The 13,758-nt window shown below is 68.9% G+C and carries 13 protein-coding genes and 1 pseudogene; 7 read left to right on the top strand and 7 right to left on the bottom strand.

All coding sequences use genetic code 11. The features are described from left to right. Nucleotides 1–433: 433 nt before the first annotated feature. The 4 genes and pseudogenes from SLINC_RS00545 to SLINC_RS00530 all read right to left on the bottom strand — a co-directional run bounded on the left by SLINC_RS00545 (nt 434) and on the right by SLINC_RS00530 (nt 4,848). On the bottom strand, nt 434–1,861 hold the full coding sequence (locus SLINC_RS00545) for a hypothetical protein (protein ID WP_067425249.1): 1,428 nt from the start codon (nt 1,859–1,861) through the stop codon (nt 434–436). A 206-nt stretch (nt 1,862–2,067) separates the two neighbouring features. Then, nucleotides 2,068–2,331 carry a hypothetical protein gene (locus SLINC_RS47830; protein ID WP_159425313.1) on the bottom strand — a complete coding sequence of 88 codons (264 nt, stop codon included), beginning with the start codon at nt 2,329–2,331 and terminating at the stop codon, nt 2,068–2,070. Nucleotides 2,332–2,481: 150 nt separating this feature from the next. Next, nucleotides 2,482–3,337: pseudogene (locus tag SLINC_RS00535) on the bottom strand (IS110 family transposase). A gap of 476 nt (nt 3,338–3,813) precedes the next feature. Next, nucleotides 3,814–4,848 (bottom strand): LacI family DNA-binding transcriptional regulator, encoded by a 1,035-nt coding sequence (locus tag SLINC_RS00530; protein ID WP_067425243.1) that lies wholly within the window; start codon nt 4,846–4,848, stop codon nt 3,814–3,816. 181 nt (nt 4,849–5,029) lie between these two features. On the opposite strand from SLINC_RS00530, the gene SLINC_RS00525 reads away from it, so the two are divergent. From SLINC_RS00525 to SLINC_RS00505, 6 genes are all read left to right on the top strand, one after another. After that, complete coding sequence (locus SLINC_RS00525; protein WP_067425240.1) at nt 5,030–5,812, top strand: TIM barrel protein; 783 nt, start codon at nt 5,030–5,032, stop codon at nt 5,810–5,812. A 120-nt stretch (nt 5,813–5,932) separates the two neighbouring features. Continuing rightward, nucleotides 5,933–6,952, top strand: a complete 1,020-nt coding sequence (locus tag SLINC_RS00520) for a sugar ABC transporter substrate-binding protein (RefSeq protein WP_067425237.1) — start codon at nt 5,933–5,935, stop codon at nt 6,950–6,952. A gap of 96 nt (nt 6,953–7,048) precedes the next feature. Then, entirely contained in the window at nt 7,049–8,068 is a 1,020-nt protein-coding gene (locus tag SLINC_RS00515) for a Gfo/Idh/MocA family protein (RefSeq protein ID WP_067425234.1), read from the top strand. 74 nt (nt 8,069–8,142) lie between these two features. After that, a complete protein-coding gene (locus SLINC_RS00510; protein WP_067425231.1) occupies nt 8,143–9,105 on the top strand; it encodes a sugar phosphate isomerase/epimerase family protein in 963 nt (320 codons plus the stop codon). 235 nt (nt 9,106–9,340) lie between these two features. After that, nucleotides 9,341–9,769: a hypothetical protein gene (locus SLINC_RS47825; protein WP_159425312.1), complete on the top strand. Its 429-nt coding sequence runs from the start codon at nt 9,341–9,343 to the stop codon at nt 9,767–9,769. Further along, complete coding sequence (locus SLINC_RS00505; RefSeq protein ID WP_107406531.1) at nt 9,766–10,236, top strand: DDE-type integrase/transposase/recombinase; 471 nt, start codon at nt 9,766–9,768, stop codon at nt 10,234–10,236. Before SLINC_RS47825 ends, SLINC_RS00505 begins: the two co-directional genes overlap by 4 nt. 106 nt (nt 10,237–10,342) lie before the next feature. On the opposite strand, the gene SLINC_RS45515 is transcribed toward SLINC_RS00505, so the two are convergent. Together SLINC_RS45515 and SLINC_RS00500 are read right to left on the bottom strand one after the other, a co-directional pair. Continuing rightward, a complete protein-coding gene (locus SLINC_RS45515; protein WP_211292746.1) occupies nt 10,343–10,792 on the bottom strand; it encodes a hypothetical protein in 450 nt (149 codons plus the stop codon). Between the two features lie 262 nt (nt 10,793–11,054). Beyond that, entirely contained in the window at nt 11,055–11,774 is a 720-nt protein-coding gene (locus SLINC_RS00500; RefSeq protein ID WP_067425228.1) for an SDR family NAD(P)-dependent oxidoreductase, read from the bottom strand. An 88-nt stretch (nt 11,775–11,862) separates the two neighbouring features. Here SLINC_RS00500 and SLINC_RS00495 point away from each other — a divergent pair, with 88 nt between their 5' ends. Beyond that, nucleotides 11,863–12,471: a TetR/AcrR family transcriptional regulator gene (locus tag SLINC_RS00495; protein WP_067425225.1), complete on the top strand. Its 609-nt coding sequence runs from the start codon at nt 11,863–11,865 to the stop codon at nt 12,469–12,471. Nucleotides 12,472–12,711: 240 nt separating this feature from the next. Here the strand turns inward: SLINC_RS00495 and SLINC_RS00490 are convergent, their stop codons facing one another. After that, a complete protein-coding gene (locus tag SLINC_RS00490; protein ID WP_067425222.1) occupies nt 12,712–13,632 on the bottom strand; it encodes a helix-turn-helix domain-containing protein in 921 nt (306 codons plus the stop codon). Nucleotides 13,633–13,758 lie beyond the last annotated feature (126 nt).

Below are 13,758 nucleotides of genomic sequence, written 5' to 3'. Positions count from 1 at the left end.
AAGTTCGCACTCAGCTCGGGTCGGAGGCCATCACTCATCCGTAAGTGACTGCCAGCGCCGGAGCTGGTGACCATCACCGTGCTTCGCGCGGTTCTGGTGACAGAATGCCCGTCGATCCGGTGGAAACCAGCGTGCTTTGCCCGATGGAATCCGCAGGTCAGTGGACGCCGATGGTGACAACTATCGTGCTGCGGCTCATGCGCATGCATCCCCTGGTCCTCGTCCGCATGCCGTCCGCCGGTACGCCCTGGCCGCGCTGGGGGAGTTCGGGATCGCTCGGTGGTGTTCGCCGAACACCACCGGACATCGCTGAATACCGCCGAAGCGCCTCCGTCCCACGCCCGCCGCCCGGTCGCCCTGCGTCCTGCGCTCGGAGGCCGCGGCGGAACGCGGGACGGGGCCGCCCCGAGGGGCGGGCCCGCACTGCCGTCGATCAGAGCCGGCCCCTCGGGTTCAGCACGATGGCGCCGGAGTCATTCGCCGGATTGCCCTCGTTGGGCATCGTGTACGCGAAGAACGCCCGGCCGGTGGCGTTCCTGATCACCTCGTCGACGCGGAGGCCGAAGGTGAAGGTGCGGGAGGCGTCCTCCAGGATCGGGGTGTCGACGAAGCAGAGGTAGTCGCCCTCGGCGCCCTCCCAGTCGGCGGCCTGGCAGCCCTCGGGGACCGTGGTGGTCGTGGTGGCCGGGGGAAGGTCGACCCAGAAGGAGATCGGCTCGCCGCCGGAGCGCAGCAGGGCGAGCCAGGCGGGGCCTTGGTTGGCGAAGCCGACGTCGACCGACACCGTCTCGCCCTTGCGGGCCCGCAGCCGCTCACCGGTCAGATCGAGGTCGAAGGTGTTCGTCGTGGGGAAGTCCGTCTCCGCGTACCGGGTGTAGCCCGCGGGGTCGGCGTCCGGCAGCTGCGCCAGTTCCAGGTCGGGCCCGGCTCCGGCCTGGTAGTCGCCCTCGGCCAGCAAGTCGGCCACCTTGTCGGCGGGCACCGCGCTGAAGGTGTAGAACATTGCGTCGTAGAGCGCGAAGCCTGCCGTCCCGATCGGGAACGGGGCGTTCAGCCCGTAGGCCGCGCCGCCGGCGAACTCGGTGTCGAAGACACAGAGGGCCGTGGAGCGATCGAGCAGCTTGTCGGGGTCACGCGGGTCGTACCAGCAGTTGCCGTAGGTGCTGGGGAAGGAGAGGCCCCGGGTGCCGGAGATCTGCAGCACGACGCCCTTGCCACCGAGGCCGCCCAGGTTGCGGAAGCCCAGCGGCGCCTGGAAGGTGTCGCCGGCCCGGAAGCCCTCGGGCTCGGTCAGCTGCTTCATCTGCAGCTCGGGGCCGCCGACCAGCACGTCCACCGTGTGCCCGGCGAAGGCCAGGCCCTCGCCCGCGGCCGTGACCTCGATGGTGCCGAAGTCACCCGCGGCGCTCTCGCCGGTAACGTCGAGTCTGATGCCGCCCAGGTCGTTGTAGTCCTGGCCGGCGTAGATCTCGTAGTCGCTGCAGGTCGCGACCAGCCCGTCGACGGAGCAGCCCTGCCACCCGCCCAGGCGGGAGAAGTCGACGGCGGCGACACCGGCCAGGGAGCTCGCGTCCACCGTGACCGTGTAGTCGCCCTGGTGGATCGGATAGATGACTCCGTTCTCGTCCGGCACCGGCTCGCCGGGCGCTCGGAGTCCGAGCTCGATCTGCGGCTCACCCGGCTCACCCGGCTCACCGGACTCCGGTTGCAGCGAAAGGTTCACGCTGTCGGGGCCGGTCACGGAGACCGGCAGCGGTTCCTCCTGGGCACTGGCACTGGCCGGAACAGCGAGCGCCGTACCGGCCAGGGCGGCCAGCGCGAACGCTGAGATGGTGTGCCGCACCGCGGCGAGAGACGTCATGGGACCCCCCGTGAGTCGGACATCCGGCGCCCCGGATCGGTGACGCCGTATGCATGACCTATGAACCCGCTGTGGGGTTGCCCTGCCTTTCCGCCGACAACGCGAACGCCGGCAACACCACCGCACGACAGCGCCGACACCGACGCCCGACAACGCGAACGGGCCCGCCCCCCCCGAAGGGGCGGGCCTGTCACGACGCGGAAGCGTCAGGCGTCCTTGGACTCCTCGGCCTCGGCGTCCTCGGCGGTGCCCTCGGCCTCGTCGGCCTTGGCGGCATGCTTGGTGGCGGCCTCGGCCTCACCCGTCGCCAGTCGAGTGCGACGTGGTGTGGTGGATCCCAGCAGAGCGCGCCCAGGCCAGATCGGACGGGTCCTGGGAGAGCTGGTCACCGGCTGGGTCTGGAGCTCTGCGAAAGCGCCGACAATCCCGAGCAGGGCCGCCCCTTCTTCCCACAGGGGCGGCAACGGCACGATCCCTGTCCCCTCACGCAACCGCCGGTAGGAGCGAAGGGATCCCGCCACCGGGACTGCCCCCTGCCCATCGCCGCCGCGTTGAACATCTCACTCGACCATATGCGCAGCAGCCCGCGCGCCGTCCTGACTGATTCCTAATGCCGTCTGTCAAGCCGCGAGCGCGTTGGGCGGTGAGAACTCGTAGCATCGCCCGTCGCGAAGGAGGGCCCACAGGACGTTCACGCGGCGACGTGCGAGGGCGAGCACGGCCTGGGTGTGACGCTTGCCCTCGGCTCGTTTGCGTTCGTAGAACCGGCGCGACTCGGCGCAGTGGCGGATGCTGAACAACGCCGAGGTAGGGAAGACCCGTTGGAGGCGCCGGTTGTATCGCTGAGGGCGCCGAAGATTGCCGCTGATCTTCCCGGAATCGCGAGGCACCGGGGCGACGCCGCCGAAACCGGCGAGGCGGTCCGCGGTGCCGAAGACCGCCATGTCGCCGCCGGTGGCGGCCAGGAACTCGGCGCCGAGGATGATGCCCAGACCGGGCATGCTGGTGATCACGTCGAAGGCGTGGTGGTCGCGGAACCGGGCCTCAATGTCCTCGTCGAGCTCTGTGACCTGCTGGTTGTAGGTCAGGTCGATGACGCCTGTCGTCGCCGCCGCGTAAGGGGTGCAGGTCACGCCGGACGCGGAGCTGGTCGGCGATGACAGCGGCATCCTTGGCATCGGTCTTGCCCTCGCCGCGGTAGCCCTCGGAGGCGCGGTGGACGGCTCGGCCGGAGATGTAGTGCACCGGTTGGTCCTGGTTGAGGAGAATCGCGATGGCCAGGGCGGCTCCGCCGTCGGCCAGATCGATGGCCCAGGTCACCCCGTCGCCCAGAGCCAGGACGTCGGCGAGGAGTTCGGTCAGTTCGGGCTCGTCGTTCGCGACGCGCCGCGAGAGCAGTCGTCGGCCGCTCTCGTCGATCACGACACAGTGGTGGTGGGTCTTGCCGGCGTCGATGCCGGCCCAGATCGCGGCCATGTAGTGCCTCCGTGCGTTGTTCCGCTGACGCTTCCCACGGACGACCTCGCTGTCGACTCCCTACAGAGCGATCATTCGCAATTCCTAATCGGCAGCCGAGTCGTCGTGGGGCACCGGGCGGCCAATCAGTCAAAGCCACCAGTGGCAGAGCGTTTTAAGCCTCACCCGACGCCCCTGGGTGGATGAACCATACGAAGGGCTCACCGGCTCCCGCAGGACAACGTAGGGAGCGTTTGGTCCGTGGATTTGTGTTTGGTCCCGGTCAGGTTCCGCGCCAGCGGCACCTGATGCCTCAGGTGGTGCGGTGTCTGAAAGGCGCGATCCACGGCAGCGGCTCGCGTTCGTCCGCTTGCCTGCCTCCTTGGCTCGGGCGTCCGCCTGGATGGAGGCGGGTTCCTCGGCGGACAGCCGCGGGTGGTCCTTTGGGGGCGCGGAGGACTTCGACCAGATCGAGCCGGGATGTGGAGCAGCGAGGGTCAGGAGCGGCAAGGTGCCCTGGTGGTGCTTCGTATGACGAGGTGTGGTGTGACGACGACTTCTCGTTCGTCGTCCGTCGCCCCACCCTCCAGCCGGGCGACGGCCCGGCTCACGGCCCGGCGCGCCAGCTGGCGGGCTTCTTGCCCGACCGTGGTGAGTTGGACGTGGGCGAGGCGGGCGAGGTGGCTGTCGTCGAAGCCGACGACCGAGATCTCGTCGGGCACCCGGATCTGAGCGCGCAGGAAGGTGTCGAGGACGCCGATGGCGCAGTGGTCGTTGAAGGCGAGGACGGCGGTGGGGCGGGCGGCCTCGGTGAGGAGTGTTCGTGCGGCTGCGGCGCCGTGGTCCTCGGTCAGCCCGCCCGGCACGAGGCGGACGCGGTCGGTGAGGCCGTGGTGCTTCATGGCCGACTTGTAGCCGCGGCGCCGGTCGGCCGCGCCCGGTGCCCTGCCCCCGTCGATGTGGACGATGTCGCGGTGGCCGAGTGCCACGAGGTGGTCGACCGCCTGGCGGGCGCCCTCGTCGTCGGCGGCGCGGACGACGTCGACGCCGTCGGCAAGCGGGCGCAGCCGGCGGGCCACGGAGACGACGGGTAGCTGCGCAGCGAGTTCTGCCAGCCGGGCCGCCGGGGCATGGGGGCTGAGCAGGATCAGTGCCTCGCAGCGGTCGGCGAGCAGCGTCTCCACCGCCTCCTGTTCGCTGCGGCTCGCGGCGAGCGCGCTGAGTGCGATCTGATAGCCGGCCGCCCCGGCCGCGGAGTAGAGCGCTTCAACCATGTCGGCGTGGAAGGGCTGTCGCAGGTCGAACTGCACTCCCACCAGGTGCGAGCGGCTGCTGCGCAGGAGGCGGGCCCTGCTGTCCGGCCGGTAGCCGATTTCCTGCGCGGCCTGCAGCACCCGCTCGCGACTTGCCGCGCTGGGCCCCTTGGCACCGCGCATGACCATGGAGGCAAGCGGCACGGAGACACCTGCCCGCGCCGCGAGGTCGCTGAGCGTCGGCCGTTTTCCGTCCGGGACGGCAGAGCGCGATGGCACCGTCGGCCTTCCTGATCGAGGGGCTTCTCCCAGGTGATCGTAGACCGGGCCGAGCAGGACACGCACTGGCCAGTGTTGTTACAACGTTATAAATCAAATGTCCGCACAAACCCTTGACAGGCTGCCCGGCGCCTGGCGTACTGCTCCTGTTTTCTTAGAACGTTATAAGTCTGGAGCTGCGATGTACACGTTGGCGGTCTGTGCCGAGATGGTCTACCGCGACCTGCCGATCGAGGAGCGGGCCCGGCGCATCCACGAGGCCGGCTTCCAGGTGGAGATCTGGGACTGGACCCGGCACGACCTGGACGCACTGGCCCAGACCCCCGCCGAGTTCTCCTCGATGACCGGCTACATCCGCGGCACCCTGACCGACCCGGACGGCGCAACCGAACTCCTGCGCACAGCCGAGGAGTCGATCAAGGCAGCCGAGCATCTCGGCTGCCCCCGGCTCAACCTGCACGGCACCGGCCTGGACGGCGCTGGCCTGCCCGTGGTGCCGGTGACCGGCGAGGCCACCGGCGAGATGTGGATCACCGCCCACCGCACGCTCACCCGTCTGGCCGAACTGGGTGAGAGCGCGGGCGTCACCTTCACCTTGGAGAACCTCAACACCGCCGTCGACCATCCCGGTGTCCCGTTCGCGCGGGCCGCCGACACCTACGCCCTGGTCGCGGCAGTCGATCGGCCCGGTCTGCGGATGAATCTGGACCTGTACCACGCCCAGATCGGCGAGGGAAACCTCATCGAGCTCGTCCGCCGCGCGCACGGCGCCGGCCTGATCGGAGAGATCCAGGTCGCCGACGTGCCCGGCCGCCGTGAACCCGGCACCGGAGAGATCAATTATCTGGCCGTCGCCCGCGCCCTCACCGACCTCGGTTACGACGGCACAGTCGCCCTGGAGGCATGGCCCTCCGGCGACAGTCACACCGCCATGGAGCGGTTCCGTGCCGCGTTCACCCTCTGATCCCCACCCCGAGCCGCACAGCCGGCCGCCCCAACAGCTCCCCGCCCGACCCACAACGGGACGTGTCGCGTCCCGCCGGTGGATCACCCTTCCCGCAAGTCAGCACAGTGAGGTGCCGAAATGAACCGCTCGCTTCCCTCCCGCTCCCGCAGATTCACCGTCCTGGTGGCCATGACCGCCAGTACCGTCCTGGCACTCGCCGGCTGCTCCAGCAGCTCGGGCGGCAAGAAGTCGGAGGAGAGCGCCGGTGGCGTCTCCGCAGGCAAGGCCACCACACCCCGCATGACCATCGCGATGATCACCCACGCCGTCCCCGGTGACACGTTCTGGGACACCATCCGCAAGGGCGCCCAGGCCGCGGCCGCCAAGGACAACGTCAAGCTGATCTACACGTCCGACCCGAACGGGGGCAACCAGGCCAACCTGGTGCAGAACGCGATCGACCAGAAGGTCGACGGCATCGCAGTCACCCTCGCCAAGCCCGACGCCATGAAGGGCACCGTGGCCAAGGCGGTGCAGGCCGGTATCCCCGTGGTGGGCTTCAACTCCGGTGTGGACGACTGGCAGAAGCAGGGCCTGCTCGAGTACTTCGGACAGGACGAGACCGTCGCGGGCGAGGCGGTCGGCAAGAAGCTGAGTTCCCTCGGTGCCAAGAAGGTCGCCTGTGTCATTCAGGAACAGGGCCAGGTCGCCCTGGAGGCACGCTGCGCTGGCGTCAAGAAGGGCTTCTCGGGCACGACGGAAAACCTGTTCGTCAACGGCGCCGACATGCCGTCCGTGCAGTCGACCATCACCGCCAAGCTCAAGCAGGACCCCTCCATCGACTACGTCGTCACCCTCGCCGCCCCGGTCGCGCTGACCGCCACGCAGGCGGTGTCCGACGGCGACAGCAAGGCCAAGGTCGCCACCTTCGACCTCAACAAGCAACTCGTGAAGGCGATCCAGGACGGCAGCATCCAGTTCGCCGTCGACCAGCAGCCCTACCTGCAGGGCTACCTGGCGGTCGACTCCCTCTGGCTCTATAAGAACAACGGCAACTACAGCGGCGGTGGCGTGGCACCCGTGCTGACCGGCCCGGCTTTCGTCGACGAATCCAATGTCGCCGCCGTCGCCACGTTCGCGGCCAAGGGAACACGGTGACGCGTACGACCCGGGTCACGGCCGGACCCGTATGGGTTCGGCCGGCCCTCTGCTGACCGTCACCACCGCCCCCACCTCCTCAAGTCAAGGAACCACATGACCTACCGCACCTCCCTTGGAGTCGCCGTGATCGGCGCCGGCCGCATGGGAGCCGACCATGTACGCCGGATCAGCGAGGTGACCAGCGGCGCCCATGTGGCCGCCGTCGTCGACGTCGACATCGATCGCGCCAAGACGGTCGCCGCCGACGTCGACGGATGCGCGGCCTACGGCGACGTCGCCGAAGCGATGGCCTCACCCGACGTCGACGCGGTGCTGCTCGCCTCCCCGGGCGTCGCCCACGAGGCGGCACTGCTCACCGCGTTCGAGCACGACCTGCCCGTCCTGTGCGAGAAGCCCCTCACCCCCGACGCCGCCTCCGCCCTGCGCGTGCTGGAGGCCGAGCAGCGGCTCGGGCACCGCCGGGTGCAGGTGGGCTTCATGCGCCGTTACGACCACGAGTACATCAAGCTCAAAGCGCTGCTGGACAGCGGGGAACTGGGCCGGCCGCTGATGCTGCACAACCGGCACCGCAACCCGTCCTGTCCGCCGGACTTCACCAGCGCCATGCTCATCAACGACTCCGTCACCCACGAGATGGACGTCACCCGCTGGCTGCTCGGCCAGGAGATCACGTCCGTCACGGTGTTGCGGCCGCGGCCCTCCGGGAACGCGCCCGAAGGGCTGGCCGATCCGCAGTTCGTCGTCTTCGAAACCGACGGCGGCGCCCTGGTCGACGTCGAGATCTACGTCAACGCCCGCTACGGCTACCAGGTCCAGGCCGAGGCGGTGTGCGAGCACGGCACCGCCCGCATCGGCGACCGGCACGACATGCTCGTCAGCACCGGCGGACGCTGGGGCGGCACGGTCACCCCCGGCTTCGTCGAGCGGTTCGAGGAAGCGTACGACCGCGAGGTCCAGGCATGGATCGACGCCACCCGGCGCGGCGAGGTCACCGGCCCCAGCGCGTGGGACGGCTACGCCGTGGCCGCGGTCTGCGAGGCGGGCATCCGCGCCCAGACCGAGGGGCGCCGCGTCGAGTTGGAACTGGCCGAGCGCCCAACCCTCTATATCTGACCCCCACCGCCGGCACACCGAACCAGCGGGGAACGACCGCTCCCCGCCCGACCACACCGCAGACGGGACGCATCATGAAGATCGGTCTGAACACCGACAGCGTCGGGCACCTCACGCTCGACGAGACCCTGGACTTGGCCGCCGAACTCGGCCTGGACCACGTGGAGTTCGCCACCGGCGCCTGGTCCACCGCCCCGCACATCGACATCGACCGGCTTCTCGACGGCGACGGCGCGCGCCGCGAACTGCTGGCCAAGGTCGCCGACCGAGGGCTCACGATCAGCGCCCTCACCTGCTCAGGCAACCCCCTGCACCCCGGGCCCAGCGGCCGCGAGCACGACCAGGTCGCGCGCAGGACGATCGCTCTCGCGTCGCTGCTCGGTGTCGACCGCGTGGTGATGATGTCCGGGCTGCCGGGCGGGCCGGGCGACGCCAACCCCAACTGGATCACGGTCTCCTGGCCGCCGGAGACCACACAGATCCTCGAGTGGCAATGGACCGAGGCCGTACTCCCGTACTGGCGAGACCTCGTCGCCCACTCCCGTGACCGGGGCGTACCCAAGCTCGCCCTGGAGATGCACGCCCACCAGGCGGTCTACAACGTCCCCACCCTCCTGCGCCTGCGCGAGGAGGTCGGGTCCGTGGTCGGGGCCAACTTCGACCCCAGCCACCTGATGTGGATGGGGGCCGACCCGCTCGCCGCCATCGAGGCCCTGGGCGAGGCGATCTACCACGTGCACGCCAAGGACACCCGGCTGGAACCCGCCCGGCAGGCGCTGACCAGCAGGCTGGAGACGCTGCCCGTCACGGCCGCCAAGGAACGCTCCTGGAACTACGTCACCCTCGGCTACGGCCACGACGACGCGTTCTGGCGCGCTTTCTGCCTCGCCCTGCGTCGAGCCGGCTACGACGACGTCCTGAGCATCGAGCACGAGGACGTTCTTGTGGCCCCCGTCGAGGGCGTCACCAAAACCGTCGACCTCCTGCGCCGCGTCATCCTGCGCGACCCCAGCTCCTACAAGCCCCAGGAGATCTGAGCCGTCCGAAGCCGCACGGAAACAAGTTCCGCGCGGCTGGGTCCGCCAGGCCGAGGTCGACCGCGGCGAGCGGGACGACGGGTTGACCACCACCGAGCATGAGGAACTGAGAGTGCGGGATGTGAGCTGATGTCCGTTTCGCGGTTGGGCCTGGGTTAGGAGCCCTGGTCGGCGGGGGCGAGTGGACGGTCAGGGGCAGGGCTGAGCGAACAGGCCGGGCTCGGGTTCGATGAGGATGCCCCGTGACCAGGCGTTTCAGCTTGGAGCGGATGCCTTCGGTGTTCTTCGGGACGATGGGCAGGTCGAGGGCCTGGCAGAGGTCGCGGGCACGCAGCGGCTTTCCGGTGTCGGCGAAGGTGGTGAGGATCTGCTGGTAGGCGGGGTGGTCCGGGACGTCGGGTCGGGCCGGTTCGCCGGTGGGGGCCGGTGCGGGGATGTCCAGGAGGGTCTTGCGGGTGATGCGCAAGTTCTCGCTCGCCGCGTCGAGTTCCCCCAGCCGGGCGGTGAGATCCGCCGGCGCCGCAGCCTGACCAGGCCCGGACGGCGGGCAGCCGCCCAGGACTTCGTGCGCCGGGACTTCACCGCCGACGCACCGGACCAGGTGTGGTGCGGCGACATGACCGAGATCGACACCGGTGAGGACAAGCTCTACCTACAACCGTGATCGACCTGTTCTGCCGCCGCCTGCTCGGCTACGCGATGGGCGAACTCCACGACGCCGAACTGGTCGTCGCCGCCCTGCACATGGCCGTCGCCACCCGCGGCGGCGACGTCAAGTGCGTGATCTTCCATAGTGATCGCGGCAGCGAGTACGTCTCCCGCCGCTTCCGCCAGACCTGCCGGAAAGCCGGCGTGACCCAGTCCGTGGGCCGGGTCACGCCGTGTTTCGACAATGCCGTCAGCGAGGCGTTCAACAGCGTGCTCAAGGTCGAGTACCTCCACCGGCACACTTTCGCCACGCATACCGAGGCCCGGCTGAAGATCGCCACGTGGATCACCGGCTTCTACAACGCACGTCGGCTACGCAGCGTGTGCGGCTGGAAGAGCCCATCGACTACGAACACGGTTACCGGGCCGGCTTCACCGAGGAGCTGGCTGCATCGGAAGGTCTCCACGAAACCGGGGCATTGACATCGGGACTGATGCTGAACTCGACAGAGACCGCCAACACGTGCTCGGCGGCCTCCAGTCAATGGAGGCGGTGCGGTGGATCAGCTGCGGTGCCACGCCGGTGCGGTCACTTCCAGTCGCTGTTCGATGGGGCCGTCGCTGTCGGCTCCGTTTCTTGGGCGGCCGCTTGCTTGTGCTCGATGAGGGCCGTGGTACCGGCTGCCACCGCAGAAAGAGCCACGGCGGCGGACAGCATGGCCGAGGTACGGCTGACGTCGCGCCGCAGGCCCGCGGCCAGGAAAGCGGCGGCATCGACCGAGTCCATGACGATGTTCACCGCAAGAAACTGCTGCTGCTGGGGCCGGGTGAAACTGTCCATCCGTTGCAGTCCGAGCCCGAGAGCAGCGTTGCGGATCGCGAACATCCGCGAATAGGGGATCGCGGGGGTACCGCTGGCCGTGAGCTGGAAAACCCGCGCGGCCAGCCGCGGGGTGAACAAGTGGGTGGCCGCGACGATGAAGCGCCCGGTCGTCAGCGCCCTGCGGGAAGGAACCAGGTGGAGGGGGAATGCGGACATGGAGAATCCTTTCAATCCGCAACGGGCCGGTCAGTTGTTCAGGAGGTGGCGGGTCAGGAATTCGACCTGGTCCGCAACGACGGCGTCGAACGCCGACAGGCCGCTCATCCTCGGACACCGCGGCGGCGATCACGGCGGTGGCCAACAGAGTCACGGCATTGGCCCTAGGCCGAATCGGCTGCTTGCCTTCGGCTTCGCGGGAGGCGGGAGCCCACTCGGCCCGCTCGGTGAGGTGTTGCTGGGGGAAGGATTTGTCTGGGGCTCAGAGCGCGGCGACGACGCGTCGCAGTGTGCCCGGCGCGATGCGCAGCATGGCGGGCATGACTTTCGTCTGACCGGGGAATGCCATGTTCCGCCTCCGCCGAAGAGCCTTCATCGTGACCGCCGCCACCTGCTCGGGAGCCAGTTTCTTCCCCGTGGCTTCGGCGTTCATGGGCGTGTCCGTAGACGGTGGGAGGACCTCGAGGACATGGGAGCCCTGCGGGGCGAGTTGACGGCGCAAGCCATCCGCAAAGCCGTGCAGGCCGGCCTTCACCGCGCCGTGGGTAGGTGCGCGAGTGGGCGATACCAGAGCGAACCCCGAGGTGATGAATACGATCGCGTCGGGCTCTGGCCACCGCTCGAGCACTTCACCCGTCAAGTGGATGGGGGCGGTGAGGTTCAGCGCCACCTCGGCATCGAGAGTCGCATTGGGGTTCTTGCCGGCGACATAGTCTCGTTCCTCGAACGTACCGGCATTGTTGACCAACACGTCCAGACGCCCGAAGCGATCAGCGACTGCTTGCAGCAACGCTGCCCGATCGGCTGCGTCGGTCACATCGGCCCGCACGGCCAGTGCCTGCGGGTGGGCCTGCGCGAATCGGTCAAGCGCAGCCTGCGAACGCCCGCAAACGACGACAGACGCCCCGAGCTCCACGAAGGATTGCGCGAGGCTCAAGCCGATGCCTGAGGTGCCGCCAGTGATGAGTACGGTCTGTGACACAATGCCAACTCTCTGTATAGCGTACCGATTGGTACGAAATAAACTAGCACATCCGTACCGATCGGTACCGAAGGAGTAGGATGAAGAAATGACCTCGACAACACCGGCCCCTCCCGGCAGGCCTCGCGCGTTCGGCATCGACGAGGCACTCGATCGTGCAGTCCTGGTGTTCTGGTCAAAGGGCTTCGAGGGCGCCAGCCTCGACGACCTCACCGAAGCGATGGGTATCAGCCGCCCCAGCCTGTACAGGGCGTTCGGCAGCAAAGAAGACCTCTTCTACAAGGCGCTGGAGCGCTACACCGAGCGCTTGACCGCCTACTTCGCCCGAGCCATGGCAGAGCCCACAAGTGCAGCAGTGGCTACTGCCGTGCTCCACGGGACGGTCGAGGCGGCAACCACGCCGGGACTCCCCACGGGCTGTCTTGGCGTGCAGGGTGCGTTGGCTACCGGGGATGACAGCCGCCCAGTCCGAGACGCACTCATCGCATGGCGTGAGGACGGGATAGCCCACCTGACGCGCCGGTTTCAACAGGCGGTGGACGGCGGTGACCTTCCGCCTGCCACAGATCCTCATCTTCTCGCGCTCTACCTGAGAACAGTCGCCAATGGGATTGCCGTCCAGGCCGCGAGTGGTAGTTCCCGCCCTGAGCTGCTGCAAGTCGCGAACCTCGCGTTGGGCAGCTGGCCAAAGCCGTAGTCAGCCAGTCAGCCCGGGATCTGCGCACGTACTTCGGTTTCCGTGGTTCGCGCGACGCCGGTGTGACTGGGGCGACGGGCGGAGGAGTTGCGGGTGCGGCGGTAGTGGGCGGTTCCGAGGGTGCGCGGGATGCCGACGCTTCGACGGGGACCGGCGGGACGGCGCGTGCCGGCTCCGGGGGGCAAGGGCGACGGGACGCTGGGCGTGGCGCGCAGCCAACTACCGATGATCAACTGTTCATCAAGCCGTGCGTGCCGGCGGCATCCCGGCTCCCGCCCTTGTCGCGTCGGTGCCCCAGCTGGCCAGCAGTCGTAGTGCCTCCGCCGACGGGGAACCGGGTTCGGCGTGGTAGGTCGCCAGTGTCTGTTCGTGGTCGTCGGCCAGGTGGAACGACTCGAGGCGCAGATCGAGTTCGCCGACGAGCGGATGGTGCAGGCGCTGGATGCCATGGCACTTGTCCTTGACGTCGTGGGCGGCCCACAGCCGCCGGAACTCCTCGCTCTTCACGGAGAGTTCGCCCACCAGCGCGGACAGCCGGGGGTCGTTGGGATGGGAGCCGGCGTCCATGCGCAGCTGAGAGACGACGTCGTTCGCTTTGTGCTCCCAGTCCACGAACAAGTCGCGGTACTCGGGTCTGAGGAACACCAGCCGCGCCCAGTTCCGCTCCTGCTCGGGCAGCTCGGCCCAGTCGCCGAAGACCGCCGCGGCCATCCGGTTCCAGGCGAGGATGTCCCCCCGCCGCCCCACGAGGATCGCCGGGCCGCCTTCCATGGTGTCCAGCAGCGTCCGCAGGGAGCCCCGCACCCGCTGGGTGCGGCCCGCCGGCTTCTTCTTCTGTTTCGGCTTCGCCAGGTGCGAGAGGTGGGCGTGCTCGGCGTCGCTCAGTCTGAGCGCGCGGGCGATGGCGTCGAGGACCTCCGCCGACACGTGCCGCCCGTTGCCCTGCTCCAGCCGCGTGTAGTACCCCACCGACACCCCGGCCAGCTGCGCCAGCTCCTCGCGGCGCAGCCCCGGCACACGCCGGTACCGTCCGAAGTCCGGCAGGCCCACGTCCTCCGGCTTCAGCCGAGCCCGCCGGGTGCGCAGGAACTCACTCAGCTCGGCACGCGGGTCCAGAGCGCCGTCGGCGGGATCGTGCACCGGTTCGGGGTATTCGTCCATGCCTCGAGTATCCCCGGCCGGACGCACACGAGCCTGCCCCAGCCAGTGGTAGGCACAGCGGATGTACACAAAGCCGTGACCTGGGTGAATACCGGATCGTCCAGCACGCTGGCCACTGTGCCCGGC

Source organism: Streptomyces lincolnensis, from assembly GCF_001685355.1.
GTDB classification, from domain to species: domain Bacteria; phylum Actinomycetota; class Actinomycetes; order Streptomycetales; family Streptomycetaceae; genus Streptomyces; species Streptomyces lincolnensis.
This window is presented reverse-complemented; position numbering and strand designations above follow the sequence as displayed.

What these genes read in the sequence shown, in the direction of transcription:
- SLINC_RS45515 (WP_211292746.1), bottom strand. Translation starts at nt 10,792, where the DNA reads ATGTCCGCATTCCCCCTCCACCTGGTTCCTTCCCGCAGGGCGCTGACG.
- SLINC_RS00510 (WP_067425231.1), top strand. Translation starts at nt 8,143, where the DNA reads ATGAAGATCGGTCTGAACACCGACAGCGTCGGGCACCTCACGCTCGAC.
- SLINC_RS00525 (WP_067425240.1), top strand. Translation starts at nt 5,030, where the DNA reads ATGTACACGTTGGCGGTCTGTGCCGAGATGGTCTACCGCGACCTGCCG.
- SLINC_RS00490 (WP_067425222.1), bottom strand. Translation starts at nt 13,632, where the DNA reads ATGGACGAATACCCCGAACCGGTGCACGATCCCGCCGACGGCGCTCTG.
- SLINC_RS47825 (WP_159425312.1), top strand. Translation starts at nt 9,341, where the DNA reads ATGCCCCGTGACCAGGCGTTTCAGCTTGGAGCGGATGCCTTCGGTGTT.
- SLINC_RS00495 (WP_067425225.1), top strand. Translation starts at nt 11,863, where the DNA reads ATGACCTCGACAACACCGGCCCCTCCCGGCAGGCCTCGCGCGTTCGGC.
- SLINC_RS00515 (WP_067425234.1), top strand. Translation starts at nt 7,049, where the DNA reads ATGACCTACCGCACCTCCCTTGGAGTCGCCGTGATCGGCGCCGGCCGC.
- SLINC_RS00520 (WP_067425237.1), top strand. Translation starts at nt 5,933, where the DNA reads ATGAACCGCTCGCTTCCCTCCCGCTCCCGCAGATTCACCGTCCTGGTG.
- SLINC_RS00545 (WP_067425249.1), bottom strand. Translation starts at nt 1,861, where the DNA reads ATGACGTCTCTCGCCGCGGTGCGGCACACCATCTCAGCGTTCGCGCTG.